25 protein-coding genes are annotated in these 23,953 nt (G+C 52.4%); 10 read left to right on the top strand and 15 right to left on the bottom strand.

Annotated elements, in window-relative coordinates; genetic code table 11:
- Positions 1 to 84 precede the first annotated feature (84 nt).
- The 5 genes from H8L47_RS18800 to H8L47_RS18780 form a co-directional block, all read right to left on the bottom strand.
- Positions 85 to 414 carry a DUF1493 family protein gene (locus H8L47_RS18800; protein ID WP_186955142.1) on the bottom strand — a complete coding sequence of 110 codons (330 nt, stop codon included), beginning with the start codon at positions 412 to 414 and terminating at the stop codon, positions 85 to 87.
- Positions 415 to 417: 3 nt separating this feature from the next.
- Positions 418 to 819 carry a DUF4124 domain-containing protein gene (locus H8L47_RS18795; protein ID WP_222616596.1) on the bottom strand — a complete coding sequence of 134 codons (402 nt, stop codon included), beginning with the start codon at positions 817 to 819 and terminating at the stop codon, positions 418 to 420.
- A 101-nt stretch (positions 820 to 920) separates the two neighbouring features.
- Positions 921 to 1,304 carry a nuclear transport factor 2 family protein gene (locus H8L47_RS18790; protein ID WP_186955140.1) on the bottom strand — a complete coding sequence of 128 codons (384 nt, stop codon included), beginning with the start codon at positions 1,302 to 1,304 and terminating at the stop codon, positions 921 to 923.
- A 54-nt stretch (positions 1,305 to 1,358) separates the two neighbouring features.
- A complete protein-coding gene (locus tag H8L47_RS18785; protein ID WP_329605472.1) occupies positions 1,359 to 1,556 on the bottom strand; it encodes a SemiSWEET transporter in 198 nt (65 codons plus the stop codon).
- Positions 1,557 to 1,907: 351 nt separating this feature from the next.
- The gene (locus H8L47_RS18780; RefSeq protein ID WP_186955139.1) at positions 1,908 to 2,423 is read right to left on the bottom strand and encodes a flavin reductase family protein; all 516 of its coding nucleotides are present in this window, start codon (positions 2,421 to 2,423) and stop codon (positions 1,908 to 1,910) included.
- Between the two features lie 194 nt (positions 2,424 to 2,617).
- Between H8L47_RS18780 and H8L47_RS18775 the strand changes: the two genes are divergently transcribed.
- The 5 genes from H8L47_RS18775 (at position 2,618) to H8L47_RS18755 (ending at position 6,952) form a co-directional block, all read left to right on the top strand.
- Positions 2,618 to 3,007, top strand: coding sequence for a hypothetical protein (locus H8L47_RS18775; protein ID WP_186955138.1), 390 nt, complete (start codon positions 2,618 to 2,620; stop codon positions 3,005 to 3,007).
- 62 nt (positions 3,008 to 3,069) lie between these two features.
- Complete coding sequence (miaB, locus tag H8L47_RS18770) at positions 3,070 to 4,410, top strand: tRNA (N6-isopentenyl adenosine(37)-C2)-methylthiotransferase MiaB (protein WP_186955137.1); 1,341 nt, start codon at positions 3,070 to 3,072, stop codon at positions 4,408 to 4,410.
- The gene (locus tag H8L47_RS18765) at positions 4,407 to 5,513 is read left to right on the top strand and encodes a PhoH family protein (protein WP_408057720.1); all 1,107 of its coding nucleotides are present in this window, start codon (positions 4,407 to 4,409) and stop codon (positions 5,511 to 5,513) included. The genes miaB and H8L47_RS18765 overlap by 4 nt, the downstream gene beginning before the upstream one ends.
- Positions 5,497 to 5,991 carry an rRNA maturation RNase YbeY gene (gene ybeY / locus H8L47_RS18760; protein WP_186955135.1) on the top strand — a complete coding sequence of 165 codons (495 nt, stop codon included), beginning with the start codon at positions 5,497 to 5,499 and terminating at the stop codon, positions 5,989 to 5,991. The genes H8L47_RS18765 and ybeY overlap by 17 nt, the downstream gene beginning before the upstream one ends.
- 64 nt (positions 5,992 to 6,055) lie before the next feature.
- Entirely contained in the window at positions 6,056 to 6,952 is an 897-nt protein-coding gene (locus tag H8L47_RS18755; protein WP_186955134.1) for an ion channel, read from the top strand.
- 1 nt (position 6,953) lies between these two features.
- Here H8L47_RS18755 and H8L47_RS18750 read toward each other — a convergent pair whose 3' ends face one another.
- The 5 genes from H8L47_RS18750 to H8L47_RS18730 all read right to left on the bottom strand — a co-directional run bounded on the left by H8L47_RS18750 (position 6,954) and on the right by H8L47_RS18730 (position 12,642).
- Positions 6,954 to 7,301 carry a DUF1304 domain-containing protein gene (locus H8L47_RS18750; protein WP_370868571.1) on the bottom strand — a complete coding sequence of 116 codons (348 nt, stop codon included), beginning with the start codon at positions 7,299 to 7,301 and terminating at the stop codon, positions 6,954 to 6,956.
- 117 nt (positions 7,302 to 7,418) lie between these two features.
- Complete coding sequence (locus tag H8L47_RS18745; RefSeq protein WP_186955132.1) at positions 7,419 to 8,990, bottom strand: MFS transporter; 1,572 nt, start codon at positions 8,988 to 8,990, stop codon at positions 7,419 to 7,421.
- A gap of 25 nt (positions 8,991 to 9,015) precedes the next feature.
- Positions 9,016 to 10,866, bottom strand: a complete 1,851-nt coding sequence (locus H8L47_RS18740) for an ATP-binding protein (RefSeq protein ID WP_186955131.1) — start codon at positions 10,864 to 10,866, stop codon at positions 9,016 to 9,018.
- Between the two features lie 85 nt (positions 10,867 to 10,951).
- A complete protein-coding gene (locus H8L47_RS18735) occupies positions 10,952 to 11,593 on the bottom strand; it encodes a response regulator (RefSeq protein ID WP_186955130.1) in 642 nt (213 codons plus the stop codon).
- Positions 11,590 to 12,642, bottom strand: coding sequence for a sensor histidine kinase (locus tag H8L47_RS18730; protein ID WP_186955129.1), 1,053 nt, complete (start codon positions 12,640 to 12,642; stop codon positions 11,590 to 11,592). The genes H8L47_RS18735 and H8L47_RS18730 overlap by 4 nt, the downstream gene beginning before the upstream one ends.
- A gap of 164 nt (positions 12,643 to 12,806) precedes the next feature.
- On the opposite strand from H8L47_RS18730, the gene H8L47_RS18725 reads away from it, so the two are divergent.
- From H8L47_RS18725 to H8L47_RS18705, 5 genes are all read left to right on the top strand, one after another.
- Complete coding sequence (locus H8L47_RS18725; RefSeq protein WP_186955128.1) at positions 12,807 to 13,637, top strand: helix-turn-helix domain-containing protein; 831 nt, start codon at positions 12,807 to 12,809, stop codon at positions 13,635 to 13,637.
- Between the two features lie 170 nt (positions 13,638 to 13,807).
- The gene (locus tag H8L47_RS18720; protein WP_186955127.1) at positions 13,808 to 14,290 is read left to right on the top strand and encodes a cache domain-containing protein; all 483 of its coding nucleotides are present in this window, start codon (positions 13,808 to 13,810) and stop codon (positions 14,288 to 14,290) included.
- A 253-nt stretch (positions 14,291 to 14,543) separates the two neighbouring features.
- The gene (locus H8L47_RS18715; RefSeq protein WP_186955126.1) at positions 14,544 to 15,422 is read left to right on the top strand and encodes an HlyC/CorC family transporter; all 879 of its coding nucleotides are present in this window, start codon (positions 14,544 to 14,546) and stop codon (positions 15,420 to 15,422) included.
- Positions 15,423 to 15,435: 13 nt separating this feature from the next.
- Positions 15,436 to 16,986, top strand: coding sequence for an apolipoprotein N-acyltransferase (gene lnt, locus H8L47_RS18710; protein ID WP_230413816.1), 1,551 nt, complete (start codon positions 15,436 to 15,438; stop codon positions 16,984 to 16,986).
- Entirely contained in the window at positions 16,983 to 17,732 is a 750-nt protein-coding gene (locus tag H8L47_RS18705; protein WP_186955124.1) for an alpha/beta hydrolase, read from the top strand. Before lnt ends, H8L47_RS18705 begins: the two co-directional genes overlap by 4 nt.
- On the opposite strand, the gene H8L47_RS18700 is transcribed toward H8L47_RS18705, so the two are convergent.
- The 5 genes from H8L47_RS18700 to H8L47_RS18680 form a co-directional block, all read right to left on the bottom strand.
- Positions 17,691 to 18,632, bottom strand: a complete 942-nt coding sequence (locus tag H8L47_RS18700; RefSeq protein WP_186955123.1) for an immunity 49 family protein — start codon at positions 18,630 to 18,632, stop codon at positions 17,691 to 17,693. The two genes, H8L47_RS18705 and H8L47_RS18700, sit on opposite strands and share 42 nt — an antisense overlap.
- A 194-nt stretch (positions 18,633 to 18,826) precedes the next feature.
- The gene (locus H8L47_RS18695) at positions 18,827 to 19,204 is read right to left on the bottom strand and encodes a hypothetical protein (protein ID WP_186955122.1); all 378 of its coding nucleotides are present in this window, start codon (positions 19,202 to 19,204) and stop codon (positions 18,827 to 18,829) included.
- Positions 19,205 to 19,323: 119 nt separating this feature from the next.
- Positions 19,324 to 20,631, bottom strand: coding sequence for a Xaa-Pro dipeptidase (locus H8L47_RS18690; RefSeq protein WP_186955121.1), 1,308 nt, complete (start codon positions 20,629 to 20,631; stop codon positions 19,324 to 19,326).
- A 241-nt stretch (positions 20,632 to 20,872) separates the two neighbouring features.
- Entirely contained in the window at positions 20,873 to 22,495 is a 1,623-nt protein-coding gene (locus H8L47_RS18685) for a hypothetical protein (protein ID WP_186955120.1), read from the bottom strand.
- The gene (locus H8L47_RS18680) at positions 22,492 to 23,727 is read right to left on the bottom strand and encodes a TolB-like translocation protein (protein ID WP_186955119.1); all 1,236 of its coding nucleotides are present in this window, start codon (positions 23,725 to 23,727) and stop codon (positions 22,492 to 22,494) included. Before H8L47_RS18680 ends, H8L47_RS18685 begins: the two co-directional genes overlap by 4 nt.
- Positions 23,728 to 23,953 lie beyond the last annotated feature (226 nt).

Genomic DNA, 23,953 nt, shown 5'->3' with positions numbered 1-23,953 from the left:
CAGGAAAGCTGGAAATTTTACGCCTGAAGTCGGATCGGCCGTATCACAAAAATGTAAGCGAATGTGATTGTCTGGTCTGGCTCTTTATCGCAGGAAATGGCCTTGCATGGCGGCCTTTATCAAGCATTTTATTTCCAGGCGTTTGAATTGCTGAGCTGCGCTCAGGCCCAGTACGCCAGTGAGTAGAGTTAGCGGATGAATGGCAGTTTCTGCACCGAAATAATCGCTGAATACAAAATGCGTCAGGTCGACTTGAAAGCGGCTGGCAAACTCTTGCATGAAGTCATGCGCATCATCGCCATCCATGCCCAGGTCATGAAACAGGCTGGTCTCGTCCTTGAGAATTTCTGTGGATATACCGGTAAAGCCCGCGATGCATTGCTTTACTTCATCGGCGATGCTGGATTCATCCATTCTTCACTCGCCGTACTTCTTGTTTTCCAGCTTGTGCGGCTTGTCTGAATAAGTTGTCAGGCTGCGTGATCTGACGCCTTCGGGCATGGGAGTGCTCATGAAGTCTTTCAGCGCGCGTTCATTGCTGCGGCGGGTGTTATCGAGCATGTCATTCCGGTCCCGGCTAGCCTGGCGCTGATTGAATGCTTCGTTCTTGGCCGCCCAATTGGTGTCAGTGCTAGCTTCTGAACCTACATATTTCTGATTGGCTTTGACGACATTACCCTTGGCAGTGGATTTGGGGCAAAGATTGTCGGTGAATGTCACCCGCCCATCGTTGTCCACACATCTATGTACTTGGGCAGATGTTACTCCTGTAATGCAGAGCAGTAGTGCAGTGGTGTACAGATGCAAGGGTTTCATCATGAGTTTCCAAGTGAAGGCAAGTCAGCGCAATGCCGGGGTGGTGGCAAGCTTCTCATAAACGTAGCAAAAATTCAAGAAATGTGGCCAGAAATTGAAGGCTGTCAGCTATAGTCGCTGATGGCAATCAACAAACCATCCTTGAAGGCAAATTCTGACCGTCCGTTCAGCTTGAGAGTTTCTCCTGCTTTCAGTCCATTTGGCAGATCGATGGCCAGCACGCCTTGATAGGCGATATCAATGCTGGCATGGTCGCCAGAGAAACTGAAATTGCTGGGTTCTTGCTGACGGGAGGTAAAAAAACCTTTGGACTGTTCTGCGAGTTGACGAAACTCTTCGCGGCCCGTGGTCTGGCTATTGATTTCGCCACCGACGATATTCTTGAATATGATATCTGCATGCAGCAGCTTGATCATACCGTCGATGTCAAAGCTGTTATAGGCTTGCAGATAGGCCAGTATCGTGCTTTTCTTTAATTCGTCCATCATTACGCTTTTTTTGTTAAGGGAGTAATGATTATATGTCTGATTAGTTGATATTGCTTATTTGTATAGCAATTTCATAACCAGGATAAAACTGGCCAGTATCAGGGTCACGATATTGGCAATGATGACGGGCAGGGCACCAAGCATGAGGCCGTACAACAGCCACATGAGCACGCCACTGACGAGTATCAGGTACATGCCCAGAGATACGCCTTCGGCACGTTTGCAACGCCAGGTCAGCCATGCTTGCGGGATAAAGGCAGTCAGGGCGTGTTGACATATCTTTTAGGCAAGCGAATGGGTGAGAAACCTTGTCTGGCTAGGCGTGCGGAGCGCTGCTTGGCGAGCCAAGTGAGCGACGCACAACAACGCCAGGCGAGGTTTCTGGCCCATTCCCTCCGGGTTCACCCCATGTCGAGGGCTGGACTGCAGGGTTTGCAAGATTCTGCGTCTTGTCAGGGGCACCAGCCCTGACTGCACCGCACGCCTTGCCAGCCCGCGATATGGTGAGAACGCTTTGCCTAAAAGGTATGTCAACACGCCCTAGTCAGGCAGGCAGCGAGATAGCCGACCAGGTCGGCAGAAAAAGGGATACTCATGCAGAGCTTATTTGATATCGATGGGAGGGCGCAAAAACTGGCCAGAATGGAACACCAGTGGCGCCTGTCTGGTGAACTCACAATGCTCAACTTCACCGACAAAGATGACATGGTCGCCTTCAGGGTAGCGGCTGCGGTTATGGCATTCAAACCAGGCCGAGGCACCTGTCAGGATAGGATGACCAGTGCGCGACAGGGTGTATTCAACGCCGGCAAAGCGGTCGGTCTTGCGGCTGGCAAATTGCTCGGCCAGCCAGGCTTGCTCACTCGATAGTATATTGACAACGTAGTGTGAGTTGCCAGTGAATACAGGCAGGCTGTTGGCGATCGTGCCCAGGCTCCAGAGTATCAGGGGCGGATCGAGTGAAACAGAATTGAAGGAGGAAGCCGTCAGGCCCAAAAACTGACCATCTGCCAGCCGGGTGGTGATGACGGTGACGCCAGTGGCAAATTGCGACAGGGCATCCCGGAAGTGGCGGGTATCAAATTCACGCTTTTCAGAGCGGGGTGAGCGGGTGTGCATGGGGTTCCATCATTCTTTTTTTGCCATTATCCCAGATTTTCAGGCTTTCTGGATTCTTGCGACATGTTTGCCTGCTATCCTGCAATAGGAAGTGTGGCGCTGACTGTGTTAAACTTGCTGGCTTGCCAGTTTGCCGTATTTTGGCCTAAGTAGTTGATTTCCTTGAATTTAATTCACCAAAGAGGTGCTGAGGTATGCCTATCCTGCTGGCTTTACGCCGTGGAATACTGTTCTTCATGCTGGCTGTGCTGACAGCAGCAAGTTTGCCAGCTTTTGCGCAAATACCGGATGTGCGTAATTTCCCCGAAAATACCAAGCGCGGGGTTTTGAATATGTCGGGCTATCCAGACGTGCTGATCAATGGAAAAGCCGTCAATACGGCCCCAGGTTTGCGTATTTTTGATGATGCAAACCTGTTTGTTTCACCTTCGCAAATGACTGGTAACTACATCATTATCAATTATGTACAAGATAATTTTGGCGATGTCACCAAAATTTGGGTCTTGACCGAGGCTGAGCGCAAGCTGACTTTGCCTCCGGTGCAGGAATGGAAACCACAGATTTTCAAGAATAAGAATTTTTAAGTTGTGCCCAGGGGTAAGTCTGCCTTGCGCTGTGCAGCTACCTCTACTGTAAGTAAAAAATTATGCAAAAAAAAGTATTTATCAAAACCTTCGGTTGCCAGATGAACGAGTACGACTCGGACAAAATGGCAGACATCCTCAATGCCAACGACGGCATGGTGAAAACCGATAATCCCGACGATGCCGACGTCATCTTGCTCAACACCTGCAGCGTGCGCGAAAAGGCATCCGAGAAAGTGTTTTCAGACCTGGGCCGTTTGCGTGAACTCAAGCGTAAAAAACCTGAGCTGCTGATTGGTGTCGGCGGTTGCGTGGCATCACAAGAAGGCGATGCCATCATCAAGCGTGCGCCTTACGTGGACGTGGTATTTGGCCCGCAAACCCTGCACCGCCTGCCGCAGATGATAGATGCACGCCGCAGTTCTGGCCGCTCGCAAGTCGATATCAGTTTCCCTGAAATCGAAAAGTTTGACCATATGCCACCAGCCCGTGTTGAGGGTGCGAGTGCCTATGTGTCCATCATGGAAGGTTGCAGCAAGTATTGCAGTTATTGCGTGGTGCCTTATACCCGTGGTGAAGAAGTCTCGCGCCCTTTTGATGATGTGCTGGCAGAAGTAGCTGGCCTGGCTGAACAAGGTGTCAAAGAGATTTCCCTGCTGGGGCAAAACGTGAATGCCTACCGTGGCATCATGGAAGATGGCGAGATTGCCGACTTTGCGCTGTTGATCGAATACATTGCCGAGTTCCCGCAGATAGAGCGCATACGCTTTGTCACCAGCCACCCCAAAGAATTTACCCAGCGCCTGATAGACTGTTATGCCAAGGTGCCCAAGCTGGTCAATCATTTGTACCTGCCTGCCCAGCATGGTTCCGACCGCATCTTGTCGGCGATGAAGCGCGGCTACACCGCCATCGAATACAAATCCGTCTTGCGTCGTTTGCGGCTGGTGCGCCCGGATATTTCAGTGTCGTCTGATTTTATCGTCGGCTTCCCTGGTGAGACGGACGAAGATTTTGATGCGCTGATGAAGCTTATCAATGACATCGGTTTTGATAACAGCTTCAGCTTTATTTTTAGCCCGCGCCCTGGTACTCCAGCGGCAAATCTGGCTGACGATACCCCGGCAGAGTTGAAGTTGCGCCGCCTGCAGCATTTGCAGTCTGTGATTGATGCCAACACCAAGAAATACAGCAATGCCATGATAGGGACGGTGCAACGTATTCTGGTAGAAGGCCCGTCGGTCAAAGACCCGAATGAATTGCAAGGCCGTACCGAGAATAACCGCGTCGTCAATTTCGCGGGTTCCAAAGACCTGGTCGGTACGCTGGTGAATACCCGCATTACCGAATCCTATAATTATTCCTTACGCGGCGAATTAGTCGAAGAGGCTGTGACAGCATAATGGCAAAAACACCCGTGCCGGTAGCGCACTTCATCCCTCAACCACTGGACAATACCCGCCTGGCACATCTGTGCGGGCCATTGGACGAGAACTTGCGGCAGATATCATCGGCACTGGATGTGACGATCTTTCGCCGTGGTGAAAAATTTATCGTCAGCGGCCACAATGCCGAAAAAGCGATAGAGATACTTGAGCATTTCTATGGTCTGGCAAAAAAAATCATCACCATCGATGAAGTGCAACTGGCACTGGTAGAGCAACGCGCCAGCAAGAGCCTGAAAAAAGGCAAGGCTGACAAAGAAGATGATATCCCTGCGGACGCCGTGGATGTGGATACACCGCTGGCGGAAGATGAAGACATAGAAAGCCCGATACTGAAAACCCGCCGCAGCGATTTGCGCGGGCGCACGCCGCATCAGAATCAATACATCAAGGCCATACTTGAACACGATATCAGCTTTGGCATAGGCCCGGCTGGCACAGGTAAAACCTATCTGGCAGTAGCCTGCGCCGTGGATGCGCTGGAGCGCGATGCTGTCAAGCGTATCGTGCTGACCCGCCCGGCAGTGGAAGCAGGCGAACGCCTGGGTTTCTTGCCGGGTGACCTGGCGCAAAAAGTAGACCCTTATCTGCGCCCGCTGTATGACGCCCTGTATGATTTGCTGGGCTTTGACCGCACACAAAAAATGTTTGAAAAGCAGGTCATTGAGATAGCCCCGCTGGCATACATGCGTGGCCGCACTTTGAACCATGCTTTTGTCATCCTCGATGAAGCGCAAAACACCACGCCGGAACAGATGAAGATGTTTTTGACGCGCATAGGCTTTGGCAGCAAGGCAGTGATTACCGGCGACCCTACTCAGGTAGACTTGCAGCGCAACGTGAAGAGCGGCCTCATCGATGCCTGCCAGGTGCTTGATGGTGTACGAGGTATCGCCTTTACCCATTTTGGCAGCGTGGATGTGGTACGCCACCCACTGGTGGCCCGCATCGTCGATGCCTATGAAAGCGCGAATGCCAGCGCCACCGCCAACAGCGCCGCCATCGGCTTGCTGAAACCCGCAACCCCCTTAAGCTCTGCCCATCATGGTCGCAAAAAGTAAAACTGCATCTAAAGCTGAATCCAAGGCTGTCACCAAGCATAAACTGACATTGTCGGTGCAATATGCCGACAAGCGCCTGCAAGATATTCTGACTCGCCCGCTGATACGCAAGACCGTGCAGGCGGCGCTGTTTTTTCCGGCAGAAATCACCTTGCGTTTTGTTGATGCTGAAGAAGGCAGGGTGCTCAACCATGACTATCGCGGCAAGGACTACGCCACCAATGTGCTGACCTTTGCCTATACCGAGGATGAAGATGCCGAGGTGACCCAGGCTGACATTATCCTTTGCACTGATGTTCTGGAGAAGGAAGCTGCGGAGCAAAAGAAAACCGTACTCGAACATGCCCAACATCTGATCGTCCACGGCGTCCTGCATGCCCAGGGTTATGATCATGAAGAGGAAGATGAGGCTGAAGAGATGGAGGCGCTGGAGATAGAGATACTGGCAGGGATGGGCTTGGAGAATCCATATCAGTAAGCTTGTTTCGTTTTAAGTTCCTTCCCCTTGCAGGGGCAGGGGATTCCATCAGAAAGCCCCCAACATGACCCAAGATAATTCACATGGCCGCCGCATTAGCATGGGTGGCCGCTCTGTCGTTGCCCATGGTTTGCACACACACTTCTGGCAAGACATTTATTACTATGCGATGACTTCCAGCTGGCCTGTGTTTTTCGCAGGCGTAGGTGTGGTGTTCCTGGTCTTGAATTTGTGCTTTGCCGCGCTGTTCATGCTAGGCGACAATCCCATTGGCAATCTGTATCCGAATAACTTTCTTGGAGCGTTTTTCTTTAGTGTGGAAACACTGGCGACGGTTGGTTATGGTGACATGCATCCGCAAACCGTGTATGGGCATGCCATCGCCACGCTGGAGATTTTTGTTGGCATGGCCTGTGTGGCACTGATTACCGGCGTCATGTTTGCGCGTTTCTCGCGCCCGCGTTCCAGTATTATTTTCGCTGAACACCCCGTCAGCCACGTGATGGATGGCAAACGGGTGTTGTTGATACGCCTGGCAAATTCACGCATGAATATCATCAGCGAGGCGACGGCCAAACTGCGACTGATGCGTGATGAAAGCACCGCCGCCATGGGCAGTTTTCGTAAAATCACGGATATGAAGCTGGAGCGCGAGCAGCATCCTATCTTTATTCTGGGCTGGACTGTCATCCACGTCATTGATGAGAGCAGCCCGCTGTTTGGCCTTGACGCAGATGGGCTGCACAAGTTGAATGCTTCGCTGATACTGAGTATAGAAGGGGTGGATGACACCACCAACCAGCCGCAAAGGGCTCGCCACTATTACCCTTGCAGCCAGATCCACTGGAACCATCGCTATGTGGATGTGTTTGAAAGCAACCGCGATGCAAACAGTGTCCAGCACATCCACTATACCCGCTTCCATGATTCAGAAGAGATCGTCGACGCGCCGGAAAACTGATTTAAAAATGCAACAACACTAAAGCGAGCAAAGCCGGAGCTGCCTGTATGTACAAAATACGGCGGCTGACTGAATAGGCACCATAGGCACCGGCAATGATGACGCAGGTGAGGAAGAAAATCTTCACATGAAAGCCTTCGGGTCCACCCATGAGCAAACCCCAGATCAGGCCAGCCGCCAAAAAACCATTGTATAAACCCTGGTTGGCTGCCAGTACCTTGGTGGTTTCTGCTTTTTCTGGTGTATTGCGAAAGGTGCGCAAACCCATGGGTTTGTCCCACAAGAACATTTCCAGTACCAGGAAATAGATATGCAGGGCGGCGACGATGCCGGTCAGTACGTTGGCGATGAGGTACACGGTTTCTCCTGGTTAGATTTTTATGACCGTATTGATCATAGTTGATCCTCCCGCTTTTAAACAGTGTTGAAACTGCCATAACTGGCGGGTCTGGCACGCCAGCTCAAATTATCGACTGATATCCCAGTCTTTGGTCTCTGGCAAAAACAATCCGCCTATCAGCAAAGACATCAGCGCCACGGCGATCGAGTAATACAGGCCGGAATAGATATCGCCCGTGCTGGTGGCGATCAGGGTGGCGAAATACAGCATGAAGCCGCCGAAGTAACCCGTGCCTATATGGTAGGGCAGGGAGATGCTGGAGTAGCGTATGCGGGTAGGGAAGAGCTCAACCAGGTAGGCGGCAATGGGGCCGTAAGCCATGCAGACATAAAACACCAGCATGAACAGGATCAGCACGACCATGGGCTTGTTGATGGCGGCAGGATCAGCCTTGGCCGGATAGCCAGCTTGCTCCAGCGCGGCTTTGATGGCCCTGGTGTCAAAACCATTAATGCTGGCTGAGCCTATGCTAGTGGTGACACCAGCCTGGTTGCTGGTTTGCAGGCTGTGGGCGACGCCTGATGTGTTGAGGAATTCTTTCACTTTATCGCAATCACTGGCGGGGCCAGCGAACAGGCGCACACTGCATTCATTCGATTGCATGCGGACTGGTGTACGGGCCATGGCCTGTTCCAGCGCCGGGTTGGCAAAATGGGTGAGGGCCTGGAACAAGGGGATGTAGCTGACGCTGGCCAGCACAAAACTCAGCATCATCAGGCGCTTGCGGCCAAATTTGTCGGAAAGAGTGCCAAACACAACATAAAACGGTATCGCCAGTGCCAGCGCGACCGACATCAGGATATAGGCAGTGGAAAAATCTACCTTGAGGGATTTTTGCAGGAAGATCAGGGCATAGAATTGCCCGGTGTACCAGACTATGCCCACCCCGGCGACCGCGCCGAACAGGGAAAGCAAGACGTATTTCATATTACTCCAGTTGGCGAAGCTGTCACGCACCGGGGCAGTTGACAAGTTGCCGCTGGCTTTGAGAGCGGCAAACACCGGGGATTCATTGAGTTTTGAACGTATATAAAGCGAGACGCCAAACAGTAATACCGAGATCAGGAAGGGGATGCGCCAGCCCCAGCTTTTGAAGGTAGCCTCACCCATGATGGACTGGCAAGCCAGCACCACGACCAGGGACATGAAAAACCCCAGGCTGGCACAAATCTGTATCCAGCCAGTGGCATAGCCGCGCTTGCCCGGCAGGGCATGTTCTGCCACGTAGGTGGCGGCACCGCCGTATTCGCCTCCGAGCGCCAGTCCCTGAAGACAGCGCAGGATGACCAGCAAGATGGGGGCCAGGATGCCTGCCGTTTCATAAGTCGGCAACAAGCCTACTCCGGCGGTGGAAACACCCATCAAGGTCATGGTCATCATGAAGGTCGTCTTGCGGCCGACCACATCACCCATGCGGCCAAAAATCAGCGAGCCAAAAGGGCGCAGGACCAGGCCGGCACCATAGGTGGCCAGGCCTGCCAGGAAGGCGCCGGTTTCACCCAGCTCTTTTGAATAGAACAGCGGGCCAAGGATGGCAGCCAGAGTGCCAAACACAAAGAAGTCGTACCATTCAAAAGCGGTACCCAGGGAAGAACCAAAAATCACCTTTCGCTGTTCTTGTGCGTTGACTGTCGCCATAGTGTTGTTTTGCTCCGGTCCCAAATCATTGCAAAGGCGCATGGCGTGGCAAATCCAGTGTAAAACTGCTGCCCATGCCTGGTTGGCTATACGCCTTTATCTTACCCCCAAGTATGGATGTGACGATGTTATAACTGATGGACAGGCCCAAACCAGTCCCTCCGCGCCCCATTTTTGTTGTGAAAAAGGGATCAAAGATGTGCCCCAGCACATGTTCATTCATGCCGCAGCCATTGTCTTCCAGCCGGATCTGTACCTTGTCTTTGTTTATGGCGATAGCTGAAATGATAATTTTTCCACTTGATACATGTTCAAAGCCATGCAGCAAGGCGTTGTTGATGAGGTTCATGATGACCTGGCCCAAAGGGCCGGGATAGCCGTCAAGCAGGATGCCATCTGGTATGTCAAGGATCAGTTGATGCTGGCGGGCGTTGATCTGGTTGACGATGGTGGCGCATAGCTCATGGCAGGTCTTGCGTAAATCAAATTCGCGCCTTTGTGCGGTGGTTCTGTCGACGGCGATTTGTTTGAAACTCATGACCAGGTCGGCGGCGCTGTCGAGTGAATGAATCAGAAGATTGCTGGCTTGCTGAACCTGTTTGATGAAAATTTCCAGGTCAGAGCGGCGCAGTGACTGGTTCTTGAGTTGTTCAGCCATGACAGCAGTTTTTTCACTCAAGGTTGAGGCGGTGAGTACGCTGTTGCCTATAGGCGTGTTGAGCTCATGCGCCACTCCTGCGACCAGAGAACCAAGCGCCGCCATTTTTTCTTGCGCCACCAGTTGTTCCTGAGCGTTTTGCAGGCGTTGGTAGGCAAAGGCGTTTTCCAGTGCAATCGCGCCATAGGCGCACAGGGTCTTGAAGATCAGACGCTCGCGTTCGCCATAGGCTTGCGCACGTTGTGCCTGCAAGGCCATCACTCCTATGGTACGTTCTGCCACGCGCAGGGGGGAGCACAAGAGGCTATGTACATCATCACGGTCAGTCAGGGTTGTGCGGTTGGTGCAGGTATCGGCATCGGCAGCAGGGCTGAAATCGCTGGCATGGTCGGGCGGGATATCCATGCAGATATCCCTGAGTTCACGCACGCAGGTACTATAGGGGTGCAGGGGGTCAGTCAGTTCGATGTTTTTGTGTTCGCGCTCCTGTCCTGACTCCATATGCAGGGCTGGATGCAGGCTGAGGCTGCTGTCATCCACCAGCAAGACACTGAAGCTGCTGGTTTCCAGCAAACCTGCCACATGGCGGTAGAGGCTGCGGCAGACCACGCTGGTTTCCAAGTGGGCCGTGATGTCCTGGCCTATGGCACCCAGGCGTTCCAGTGTGGCGTTGGTTTGCTTGAGGGTAGTGAGTTCTTGTTCGGCCACGACAGCGGCGGCTTCCTTGGCGGCAGCCAGCTCGAATTCGACTTTTTTCAAGGGGGTGACATCGGCCACATGGACAAAAAAACCGCAAACCTTGCCATCGACGATGTCGGGTGTGTAAGTCATCAGGCTATGGCGTATGCTGCCATCAGGGATAACGACTTCGCGTTCGAAAATTTGTAATTCGCCGCGCAAGACGGCTTGTATATTGGCCAGGTTTTTTTCAAAGATAGGCCCCAGCGCATCTCGCATGTAGATACCGCGCATCTGCTCCTTTGATTTGCCAAACCAGTGCGAGTAGGCGCTGTTGGAAAACTGGCAAATCAGATCGGTATTCCAATAGCCGGTCATGGCACTCAGGTGGTCGATGACCTTGAGTGCGATGGCCGCATTTTCTATGGGAGGGGGGTGGGCTTTGTCGCCACTTTTTTTCATCAACTCATCATCCGTGATTGCTCTATCCCAAGTATTTGATGCCTGGGCGTATTGACTTATCTTTTGTCTGGCAGACATGTCAACACGCCTTACTTCAGCGGTGATTGATGCTCAATGGTAATTGAAAAAAAATGTGGCAGTGAATAGTGTAATTTAGGGAAATTTAAATGATCCCTAGTTGAAGTCCGCGCAAAACTGCCCGCACCCGGTCACGCACAGCCAGTTTAGACAATATACTCGATACTTGGTTTTTCACTGTGCCTTCACTGGTGCCTTGTGCGTCGGCAATTTCACGATTGTTGAAACCTCCCGCCATCAGAGCCAGGATCTCGATTTCGCGTTGCGTCAGGGGGTCGTGCAATTGTTCTGCCACATAGGCAGGTGCCAGTTCTTGCAGGCCATGCAAGACACGTTCGGTAATGGCAGGCCGGAACAGGGATTCGCCCCGGGCCACGCTACGGATCGCGGCACTCAGCCTCTCCAGGCAGATATCCTTGAGCAAAAACCCCTTGGCGCCAGCGCGCATGCCATGAAACAGCGCTTCGTCATCATCAAAGGTAGTCAGTAATATGGTAGCTGGCAAGTGCTGGCGCGCATTTAATTCTTGCAAGACTTCTATGCCTGACATTTTTGGCATCCTGACATCAAGCAAAACCACGTCTGGCTGCAATTGCTCTATCAGTTCAATGGCGGTTTCGCCGTTGGCGGCCTCTGCTACGACCAGTATATCCGGCAGCATGGCCAGCAAGCCGGCGATGCCGGTTCTGATGAGGTTTTGATCGTCGACCAGGATGACGCGTATCATGGTTGCCCTTCTTTTTGTGGCAACCAGATGTGGATGTGAAAACCTTCATCCGCCTGGCTGCTGATGTGCATGCGTCCAGCCAGCTCGGCGACACGTTCGTGCATGCCGGCCAAGCCATGGCCTTGTTCTTCCTTGCTGATGCCCTTACCATCATCCATCATCAGTAAAACAATACCATCTTGCTGGCGGGCAAGGTGGATATGCAGTTTTTTCGCCCTGGCATGGCGTATGCAATTGGTAATGGCTTCCTGCACGCAACTAAAAATCGTATGTGCCATCACCGGGCATTGCAGTTCGACATTGCTGGCAAATTCCAGTGTGACCACAGGCTCAGGTATGGCGCTGCACAGTGACTGCAAGGCCTGGCGCACATCGCTGACATGATTGCTGCGTTCCATGGCAACCACGGTGCGTACCTGATTCAACAGGTTTTGCGCCAGATCGCGTGAAATGGCCAGTGATTTGCTGCTTGCTGCATGCTGGTCTTGTTCCAAAGCTTGCCTGAGCGCCAGATCAAGATGCAGATTCAGCGCTGTCAGGTGGTGACCAAGGACATCATGCAAGTCGCGGGCGATGCGCACTCTTTCATTTTCACGTACCGCATCACTCAAGAGTATCTGGGTAGCTTTTAATTCGGCATAGGCGGACTTGAGTTCAACTTCGGCCAGTTTGAGTGGCGTGACATCGGCCACATGGACAAAAAAGCCATGTACCTTCCCACTCTTGAAGCGGGGAGTATAAGTCATCAGGCTATGTCTCAGGCTGCCATCGGCGACCAGGACGGCACGCTCGAACACCTGTTTTGCGCCCGCCAGTGCACCCTGAATTTCCTTGCGATTCATCGTAAAGATTTCACCCAGGGCATCGCGCATGGCAATGCCTTTCATTTCTGCACGTGACTTGCCAAACCAGTCAGCATACGCATCGTTGGAGAACTGGCAAATCAAATCCGCATTCCAGTAAGCCATCATGGCAGGCGAGTTGTCGATGACGAACAGGGCCAGTGCGGCCACATCCTGGCTGGCATTGCTGGTTTCCTTGCTTTCCATGTTGACCCTCGCTGCATTCTTCTTTGCGTACCTGGCGAAAAATCCGCACTGTACTGGTCTTACCCAAACATTGCATGTGTGAAAAGTCATATGACTTCCTGCACATGCGCTCGCCACCCTGTGTGCACTAAGCTCCGCATCTTTGTCCAGCCGGGTTTATTATCTTGAACGCAGAAAAAACAGATATCCGCAGTCTTAGTGACGATACTCTTTACGACATCAGGAAACAAGTTGTCGCCCTGCATTTGACGGGAGAGGGCAGGGCGCGTATCGCCAGCAAACTCAATATGAGTTATAGCGGTGTCGTTAAAATCATCAAGCTCTACGAGCAGGCTGGCAATGTCGTCCCGCAGCCCGCTGCGCGCGGCCGTAAAAATGGCCAGCAACGCTTGCTGACTGCGGTACAGGAGCAACTCCTGAGAGGCATGATAGAAAGTGCTGCGCCATCGGCCTATGGGTTGGCATATCACTTGTGGGGGCGGGATGCCATGGCCATGCTGGTGCAGCAACAAACGGGGATCAGGTTGCCATTGCGTACGGTCAGTCATTACATGGAGCGCTGGGGCTACGCCAGCCGGCAATTGCAAAATGCAGATCAGGCAAGGAAAAAAATACAAGAATTTCGCTCAAAAAAGCAACAGGCACAGCCTCTACCTGAGCTTTGCTGGTTGAGTCGAAAAATACCGCCTACACTGGGTAATCAAGCGGGTGAAATCATTTCTGCCATGAATGGACGGGGAAGCTTGCGCTGGTTATGCCTGCCCTCAGCTGGTCATGCAGACAACTTGCCAAGGTTTTTGCAAGGTTTGCTCGGTGACGTGAAAAAAAATCTGCTGGTGCTGGGTGTGCAAAAAGATGAGCTGGAACAACTGACAGTGCAGACCAGCCTGCCTTTGCAAGTGGCAAATTACAGTCTGGACTGTGTGCTTGAACAGGACGAGCCGGAAGTTGAATCAGAAACCGTGCCCTGGCGCCATGGGAAAATTGCCAACTAACTTGAAATCAGTTCCGCCTCAAGTAAAAAACATCGTGAAATCAATCACACTATTTATTGACTGCCTGCAAAGTTGCATAAGATAAAACCGTCGTCTCGTTTGTGTTCAGCGGCTTGCCTGTTTTACTGTGCCAGGCTGGCTTAATTCATCTGCACTTGAAAGGAATGAAAATGAAACAACTGCAAAAGTGGTTTTTTTCCGTAATGATGGCAGTCAGCGTGCTGGCATGGTCAGGCATGGCGCAGGCAGCAGAGAGGGCCACCAAGGAAGAGGCGGTGGCGATGGTGAAAAAAGCGGTGGCTTTTTATAAGGCCAATGGCCGCGAAAAGTCGCTAGCAGCATTTAGTGACCAGGCTGGACAATTCAGGGACAGGGAATTATTCCTGATCGTACTCGATCCCAAGGGCACGGCTGTGGCGCATACTGCTCTGAAAAAAATGATAGGCGTCAACATCATGGATTTGAAAGACCAGAATGGTGTCGAAATCATCAAGAGTTTTTACAAGGCAGTAGAAAAGGGTAATTCTGGCTGGAGTGCGGAGTACACCTTCATCAACCCGGCGACCCAGCAACTGGAACCCAAGCTCACTTATGTAGAGAAAGTCGATGATTTGCTGATTGCCTGCGGGTATCATTTCTTGAAAACCAAATAAGTGTCCGATCTCATTTTCACCAGTTGGCAGAGGCAATTTTGCCCTTGTCAGCTGGTTTTCACGTCTTTCAGGCGACAATGATGACAGCTTCATGACGCTGTGATGCTTTTTTGAGCGCTTGTCTGTTTTTAGCGAAATTTCTCGATTTCGGCATGAAAACACTATATTTTTTGCAACTAAGTACTGCAAAATTTGGGAAACTCCCTACATTTGTTGTATTCTGTAGGATTGAAACAACGGCGTTAAGCCTATTATGCAAGAGCACTCTAGTAAGGTCAGACCATCTGACCTTAAACCCCATAGGTCATTGTTTGAACGATTGACCGCCCTGATTTCTCCTGAACCTGAAAACCGCGCCGAGCTGCTGGAAGTGTTGCACGACGCGCAAGAACGCAACCTCATCGATGCCGATGCACTGGCAATGATAGAAGGGGTGTTCCAGGTATCTGACCTATGCGCACGCGATATCATGGTGCCGCGCGCGCAGATGGATGTCATCGATATTTCCAATCCCATACAAGAATGGATGCCCGAAGTGCTGGAGACAGCGCATTCCCGCTTCCCGGCTGTTGATGGTGATCGTGACAAGGTCGTCGGTATTTTGCTCGCCAAGGACTTGCTGCGCTATTACGCCTCGGATGCATTTGATGTGCGCGACATGTTGCGCCCTGTCATTTATATCCCTGAATCCAAGCGCCTCAATATCCTGCTGCGTGACTTCCGCGCCAACCGCAATCATATTGCCATGGTGGTGGATGAATACGGCGGTGTCTCTGGTCTCATCACGATTGAAGACGTGCTGGAACAAATCGTCGGCGATATCGAAGATGAATACGACTTCGAGGAAGAAGAAGACAATATCCTGGCGCTGGAAGGCAAGGGTAATGGCAAACGCTGGCGCATGAAGGGCTGGACCGATCTTGAGCAATTCAACAACACCCTGGGCACGACGCTGGGGTCTGACCATGCTGAAACCATCGGTGCCTATGTGGCTGACTATATGGGCGAGGTGCCGCATATGGGCGATGAATTCTCGATAGGCAACCTGTACTTTGAAGTCTTGCGCGCCGATGCGCGTGAAGTACAAATGCTGCTGGTGGAACAAAGATCTGCCGTGCGGTCCGATGATTAAGGCTGCAAGGTCTTTGTTATCGTCACTTTCTGTACGTTCATCCTTCCTGCTGATGCTGGTGGCAGGGGGATTGAACGTATTGTCGTTTGCACCTTTCCATTTCTGGCCAGTACAGATCATCAGCCTGGCGCTGTTGTTCAGCCAGGTCTTGCGTGAAGGCGATCACGCCATCAGCCGCAAACGCGCAGGCTGGCTGGCCTGGGGGTATGGCCTGGGCTGGCTGACAGCCTGCACCAGTTGGCTGGTGTACGCCATGACCGTCTTTGGTGGTTTGCCCGGTGTATTGTCACTGCTGGCCCTGATGTTCCTGACCGGGGCCTTGTCCATCTATCTGGCTGCAGCCGCCTGGGGCACGCGCTGGCTGCAACAGCGCTGGAAAATTTCTTCCACCGTCGCTGGCTTGCTGATCTTGCCCGGTTTGTTTACTGTGGCTGAATGGCTGCGCATCTGCTTTTTAACCGGCTTTCCCTGGACTATCTCTGGCTATGCCCATACCCATAGCCCGCTGGCCGGTTTCGCTCCTGTCATCGGTGTGCTGGGGCTGTGCTGGCTGAATGCATTGCTGGCTGCAGCATTGGCCCTGTTGCTGGTGACGGATTGTAGCCGCAGGGAAAAATTGGCACTGCCTGCTTTGGTGATTGCCGTATTTAGTGCTGGCTTTGGCTTGCAGAAAATCAGCTGGACCAGTCCACAAGGCCAGTCCATACAGGTGCGCCTGTTGCAGGGCAATGTCGCACAGGACATGAAGTTTAGCCAGGAACATCTGAACGACTCGCTGGCCCTGTATCACGACATGATCACGCAAACTCCGGCTGACCTCATCGTCACGCCAGAGACCGCGTTGCCGATGCTGACTTCGCAACTGCCGCCCGATTATCTGCCCTTGTTGAACACCTTTGCGCAAGATACGGCCAGTACCGTCATCCTTGGTGTGGGCGTGCATGATGGTGGTGAACAATACTCGAACAGCGTGCTTGGCATGTCGCGCCAGTATGCCCAGCCTTACCGTTACGACAAGCATCATCTGGTGCCTTTTGGTGAATTTATCCCGCCAGGTTTTCGCTGGTTCGTGAAAATGATGTCCATCCCCATGGGCGAGTTTTCTACCTCTGGCCCGATACAGCCAGCCATGAAAGTATCTGGCCAGTGGGTGTTGCCCAACATCTGCTATGAAGATTTGTTCGGTGAAGAAATCGCCGCGCAATTATCCTCCCAACATGCCGCAGGCCAGCCTGTCGCCAGTATCTTGCTGAATGCCTCCAATCTTGCCTGGTACGGTAATTCTTTCGCCATCCCCCAGCATTTGCAGATTTCGCAGATGCGCGTCCTCGAAACTGGCCGCCCCATGCTGCGGGCGACCAATACCGGTGCTACTGCTGTCATAGTCCCAGGTGGCGCGGTAGAGCAATTATTGCCTGAGAATACCCGCGCCGTGCTGGCAGCGAATGTGCAGGGCTATACCGGCATCACACCCTACATCCTCATCGGCAACCTCGGTGCACTAGGTTTATCAGCGCTAGGGATTTTTGTAGCGTTTTTGTTGGGGCGCAGAGTAAAAAAATGACAGAAGACCTTTCCATCCTGACCCGCAAGGGCAACCCGCCTGACCACAGCCTGGTCTATGGAAGTCATGCAGACCAGGTAGCCGACATACGCTTTGGCAAGGATGGCGCACAGCGCCCACTGCTGATGTTGATACACGGCGGCTTCTGGAAACCAGAATATGACAGGCAGCATACCGAGGCCATGTCCAGCGCGCTGGCCGCAGAAGGCTGGACGGTTATCACGCCAGAATATCGCCGCATCCCCGGCAAGCCTGACGCCAGCCTGGAAGATATCGCCAGCGCGATAGAAATGTTGCCACACCAAGTGGCGCAACACAATGGCAAGATCATATTGATCGGGCACTCTGCCGGTGGGCATCTGGTACTGTGGGCTGCAGTCAAATGTGCGACACCAATGCTGGCAGGTGTGCTTGCCCTGGCACCTGCTGCTGATCTGCGCATGGCGCATGAGTTGAATCTGGGTGATGGCGCAGTGTTGAAGTTTCTAGGAAAAAATCCGGCTGAACGCCCTGACGCCGACCCCATGCAGTTACCCGCACCAGCAGTGCCAGTGACGGTGTTGCAAGGCAGCCTCGATAAAGTTGTGCCACCAGTTGTGCCTGAAGCTTACTGTCAGGCTTTTCCCAAAACGCAATTGGTATTGCTGCCCGATGCCGGGCATTTTGCTGTGATTGATCCGCAAAGCAGCGCCTGGTCAACAGTGTCAGCGGCCTTGAGTGGCTTGACTGATGCGTGTAAATATTGAATGGCAGTAGGCCTTAAGCGCGTGCAGCATGCGCATGACTGCGTTGGGACTGGCTGTGTTTACGGGCTCGTTTTTTATGAGATACATCGGCAAATACGGTGATTCAACTTCAAAACGGAGGCCTGCATTCATCCCCAATACCGCTAGTGCCAATAAGTCAGTTGCTATAAATCCTCCAAAATTATGGGCATTTTCTTTCGATTCACCGAGATATTGGCGATGCTTCTGAAGAGCATTTTGCATCCCTTCTTCAAATCTCACATCCTTGCTTACAACATACATTAGCAAGGCAATATTTGGCACCGAATTTGTCAATGTGTAGCTGACATTATCAACATCTGGTCTGGTGGGATCTGTTGCCTCTAATGCTGCATGGATTAGGTCAATGACATTTGGCTCACCCTTTATGTATGCACAAAGTGCGTCTTTGTAGAGATAGTGATGATCAGCGGATCCTGTAGAGGAGGCACGCAGAAGTTCTGTGGGGACATTGCAAAGTTTGTGAATCTCATTCCAGTCCCTGAATATCAGGTTCAGATTAAAGGCTTCTTGCCAGTCCGCGACATCTATTGAACTCTCGTCCGGTTTACCCATTAATGTGACAGGCTCACCATTCCCAAGTTGAACTACGGTTGCAGATGTTATGCTTGTCGCACACGCAAACAGAGCGTTTAATGCCTGTCTGGAAATTTCCAGTGATTGTAAAACGGCGGGAGATTTTGCATCGACTAAATAGTTAAATTCAGCGGTACAAATTGCGACAGTTGATAAGATGTTTAAACTCGCGATGTTCGTTTTTGTTTCTTCTAAAAGCCGGGGTAAACCAATCGTCGACAACTTAACTCGCTGTGGCATTGCAGACATAAATTCGTCATCGACTTCGTGCATTGGTATAAACATTCAATCACTCTATTTTTAATGTGAGACTCTTTGTTTTGTCGGGAGTTTTTGTACTTTCACGCTTCTTATTTATCTGCCGAACAAAATTTAAGCATACAATATTGATGCCTCCTATTTGTCATGCAAGCTTTTTGCAAGACACGCCAGTGCATCTGCCTAAAATACGTTGCACAGCCTGACGCCCGCTTCGCCGCTTACTTATTCCCCTGCGCCATCTGCGCATCAATATCCGCCAGGCATTCCAGACCTCGCTGGGTAATTGTCATCTTGCCTGTTTCTGCATTGACTTCGACGTGGGCTTTTTTGCCCAGGAAGGTGGCTACCGGGCCGGGGAGGATGGCGTCCGGGTCATTGGCAATCGCACGCAAACCATCGATGCATTGTTTGATGAACAGGGTTTGCCTGCCTGCATCGGTCAGTTCCAGTGTGCCGTCCTTGCGGTAGGTCATGAACTTGATGCCGCACAGGCGCTTGGCATTGCGGCTGATACAGGCATTCGGTTTGGTATTGCGCGGCAGCTTGCTTAATTGCTCCAGTGCGTCGTATTCATCTATGCTGAGTTTTTGATTCATTGCTACTTTCTAAAATGGAAAACGAGAAATCAAAATCAAATAACCATAATCTATTGGTTTTCTTCTGACCTTCTCTGTGACTCTGTGCCTCTGTGGTGAGAGGTCTTGATGTTGAAAATTTACTTATACACCTTGCCATTCTTCATGACGAAACTCACCTTGGTCAGGCTGGTCACATCCACCAGCGGGTCTGCATCAACAGCAATGATGTCTGCCAGTTTGCCGACCTTGATACTGCCGAGCTTGTCTTTCAGCCCCAGCAAATCTGCCGCATTGATGGTGGCTGCCTGTATGGCCTGCATGGGTGTCATGCCATACTTGACCATGTAATAAAACTGCTTGCCATTATCACCATGCGGATAGACGCCAGCGTCTGAACCAAACGCCATGCGTGCACCGCCTTTCAGGGCAGCGCGGAAATTATCGCGCTGCTTCTGGCCTATTTCTTTCTCCTTGGCAAGTGATTCTGGCAAGAAACCGGCTTTTTCACCTTCGCTGAGAATATAGTCGTCATTATAGATGTCCATGACCAGCCATGTGCCATGTTGTTTGGCCAATTTGATGCCTTCTTCGTCAATCAGGCTGCTGTGTTCGACAGAATCGACGCCTGCGCGGATGGCATCGCTGATGCCGCTGGCACCGTGGGCGTGGGCAGCCACCTTGCGGCCCAGTTTGTGTGCTTCTTGCACAATGGCTTGCATTTCTTCCAGGGTGTACTGTTGCGCCCCTGGGGAATTGCCCTTGGATAATACGCCACCGGTCGCGCAAATCTTGATGACATCGGCACCGTACTTGGCCATTTCACGCACTTTGCTGCGGGCGGCCCAGGGGCCGTCGGCCACGCCTTTGGCGACTTCATTGTATTCGGCTGGCAGCAAATTATTGTCGCAATGGCCACCCTTGATCCCCAGCGCATAGCCAGATGCCAGTATACGCGGGCCGGGGAAATCGCCATCGTTGATGGCATCGCGCAGGGCGACATCGGCAAAGCTTTCAGAACCAACATCGCGAACGGTAGTAAAGCCGGCATTCAGGGTGTCACGGGCGGCCCGGACACCATACAGGGCGGCGCGCACGCCAGATGTGCCCAGTGAACTATAACCATGCTGGTGCGGATTACTGGTCAGGTGGGTATGGGCATCGATCAGGCCGGGCAAGACTGTTGATCTGGAGAGGTCGATCACTTTGACATGGCTGGGGATGGCGGTGGTGGCCACCGGGGAGATGGCGGTAATGCGTTCGCCTTCAATGACGATCAACTGGTCGCGCAAGACCTTGCCGGTTTCCACATCCAGCACGCGACCGGCCTTGATGGCCATGGTTTCCGGAAGGACAGGGGCGTCTGCCGCATGCAAGAAATTGCTACTCAGGCAAAGGCTGGATATCAGGATAGTGCGAACGAAGTTGGGCGCTTTATTTTTATACATGCCGTTTTCCTGGAGGATGGGTAGTGAGTGCAAAGATGATTGAAATCATGCTTTATTGTTCACAAGGAATATAGCACAGCACCATTCTCATTGGGTATGCTGGTTTTGGTTGATGCCAGCCTTATTCTTTTGCAAGAAACTGATTTGCCAACGCAAAAAGCCAGGCGATGCCTGGCTTGTTTCATGTGAAGTTGTGGTGGCTTAAAACTCTGCCCATTCTCCATTAGATCGCCAACAGGTGCTAAGGCTTGACCCTGTGATTGGCGGCCTCTGAAGGCGGTGGGCTGGCGCGTTCCACCATGCGGCTTGACGGTGTCGATGGCGCAGACAGCAAGCCCAGATCCATCGCTGACCTGCTGAGCATGGCGCGCCCCTCCATGCCTAGTTTTGCCATCTTATCCAGGCTGGCACTGCCGGCATCGAGCACGATGTTGGTGCCGGCTTTGACTGCATGAGCAGTCGCATTGACCGCCTTGCTGCCATAATCAACCGCAGCATGTGCGCCAGACTTTGCAGTATCTTCCAGGACCTTGTATGCCTTGACTCCGCCTTCAGCCATGGCGTGGTATGCCTTGGCCCCGGTATCTGCCACGACATGGCCACCGTATTTGATGGTCTGCGTGGTGGCATTGACGGCTTTGCTGCCATAATCTACCAAGGCATGGGCACCGCTCTTGACGGCATGGGCGCTTGCTTCATATGCTTTGCCACCGGCATCGGCCACGGTGTTGACACCGAGCTTGACGGTCTGAACAGTAGCACTGGCGGCTTTTTGACTGTAATCGACGACAGTATTGACGCCGCTCTTGACGGCATGGGCGCTTGCTTCATATGCTTTGCCACCGGCATCGGCCACGGTATTGACACCAAGCTTGACGGTCTGGCTGGCGTAGTTGATGGCTTTGTCGCTGTAATCAACTACTGTATTGACGCCCGATTTGATGGTTTCATAGCCGAGCTTGCCGCCTGCCAGATAGATTGCCAATGCCGCTTTGGCAGCAGCCTGTGACTCGCTTTTGGGCTGGCCGTCCTGGCCCAGTGCGCCCATCATGGTCTTGACATAGGCCTGGTATTCACTGGCATCAATCGCCGGGGCCTTGTAATTTGGCAGCACCGGGGCATTCCAGTTACCTGATTTATTAACGATGGAATGGGCTACATGTTCTTCAATAAAGCTCTGACCCGCATAATTGGGGCTGTGCGCCACCATGGCACCGCCAACATGCTCACCGCCAAGCAAATGTACAGGATCGCCGGAGTACAGTATGGCGCCGGGCTTTTTTTCAAAGGCAATGACATGGTGTTCACCACTGATGCCGCTGGTACGGTCTTGCGGCGTAGTCCCCGGTACCTTGGATATGCCAGGCGCATTGAAGGTCGTGAAATGCAAGTGCGACTGTATATCTGCCATGGGCAGCCCCTGCTTTGAAGGCGGCATGGGTATGTCGGCTATCGCCTGCAGGTTCTTGTCATTGACAGTCCATTGCACGAGTGCACCGCCAAGGCTGTGGCCGGTGACTTCTATATTGTTGCCAGCCTTGATGTTATTGGCCAGCCAGGCATTGACAGCAGGCTTCGCCGCACCAAACTGACCATGCCCTACATCGGCGATGTCGGCATAGACGTCGGTGGCTTTTCCTTCTGTCCCGCGCATACCCAGTATGCGGGTGTTGGGGGGTACGCTGGTATTGTCTGCAGTGGGCATCAAGGCATACATGTACACGCCGTTATCGCCCTTGAATTCGCCTTTGTTGGCAAAACTCTTATCGATCTGATACCCCGCCGGCAGTTGAGCGCCAGACGTGCCCTGGTAGACATTTTCTGAAACCTGGCGGGCGACTTCCTTGCCGACAAAACCATTCATTTTGCTTCCCCTTGCTGATAGGCGAAGTGCAGAGCACCTTCACGTTCAAAAACCAGTGTCTTGCCATCGGCAGAGATACTGGGCTTGCCATCGGATTGATTGGCTTCACCTGGCACGATCTGAATTACCCTGCTTTTGGCGACATCAAACTTCCAGATACCCCCCTCTTTGCCGCTGCTGCCTGGCATGGAGAAGTAAACGTTGCCGCCTGCATCGATGCTGATTTCCTGTATGCCTTTTTTAATCTGGTCGGACAGCGGGAAGCTGAATACTTCTTCCCAGGCATGGACCGCACCGTCCAGGCGATAGCGGCAAACCTTGTCGAAATCCGTGGTGAAAGCTGACTTGCCCTTGCGCTTGCAGGCTGCATACAACATGCTTTCATCAGGATTGGTGGTATACGAAGTCATCCAGTAAGTCTCGAACTGTGGGTCATCATCAAGCCGGGCGATGAGTTTATTGTTCAGGTCCTTGAGCAGGATGGCATTTTCTATCGCTGGCTTGCCAGCCTCAGCCTGCATGGCGGGTTTGGTATTGGGCACGTCCTTGAAACCGGCACCGGGTACACGTACCGACACCCTGTCCTGCCACAGGTATTTTTGGATGACGAAGCGCGACAGCGCCAGGATATCGTTGTCTTTCACGTCCCAGCACAGGGTCTTGAATTCTGTGCTGGCAAATCTTGTACATTGTGGGTCCAGCTTGTAGCCATTTCCATCCAGAGTGCGCGGCATGCTGGCCAGCAGATACTTACCGGACAGGCTGACGCGGGTAGCCGGGCTGTCTTTTGCCACCATCAGCAACTGCGCGGGCTTACCCAGAGGCATCAGGTACAAGTCATCCTGGTAATGAGGTCCTGGATATTTGCCTGTGCTCTCAGCAGCGATCAGCAGTTTGTTGTCGCGGCAATCAGCGACGGAAAAACGCGGCTTCTTGCCCTGTTCGTCGCTGAATTCTATAGGCTGCGCCTGGTCAGGATGGGCAAGATCAAGGTACAAGTTGCGCAGTGCTTGTGTTTCGTCGCTGGATTTGACGGTGATGGCCAGATGCGTGGCATCACACCAGGAATAGGCAGCTCGAGCAAAGGGGCTGGGACTGACTTTATAGGAATCATCAGCACTGACTGCCGTGCTGACAGAAGGAGCGGCAGGCTTGTCCTTGCAACCAGACAGGGCAAGCACCGAAGAAAATGCAGATAAAAGTAAGCCTGACAAAAGTAGTTTGGTCTGCATTGTGCTCTCTGTGCTGAGGCCTCTCGGGCGTCAGTAATGTAAAGTTTAAGACGATGATAGCACAAAACATTTTGATGCTTGCAATGCTGACCAAAAACTGCCGGGGTGTAGCGTGAATTTGCTCGCCGTTCAAAGACTGTAGTTAATGTTTGTGACACTTCACTAGTCCTTATCAGCTAGTTCTTACCAGCTAGTTCTTCCGGACTAGCAAGCCCTCCTTTTGCCT

It is taken from the genome of Undibacterium umbellatum (genome assembly GCF_014284125.1).
Taxonomy (GTDB): Bacteria; Pseudomonadota; Gammaproteobacteria; order Burkholderiales; family Burkholderiaceae_D; genus Undibacterium; species Undibacterium umbellatum.
The sequence above is the reverse complement of the archived record's forward strand: the minus strand, read 5'-3'. Positions and strand labels throughout refer to the sequence as shown.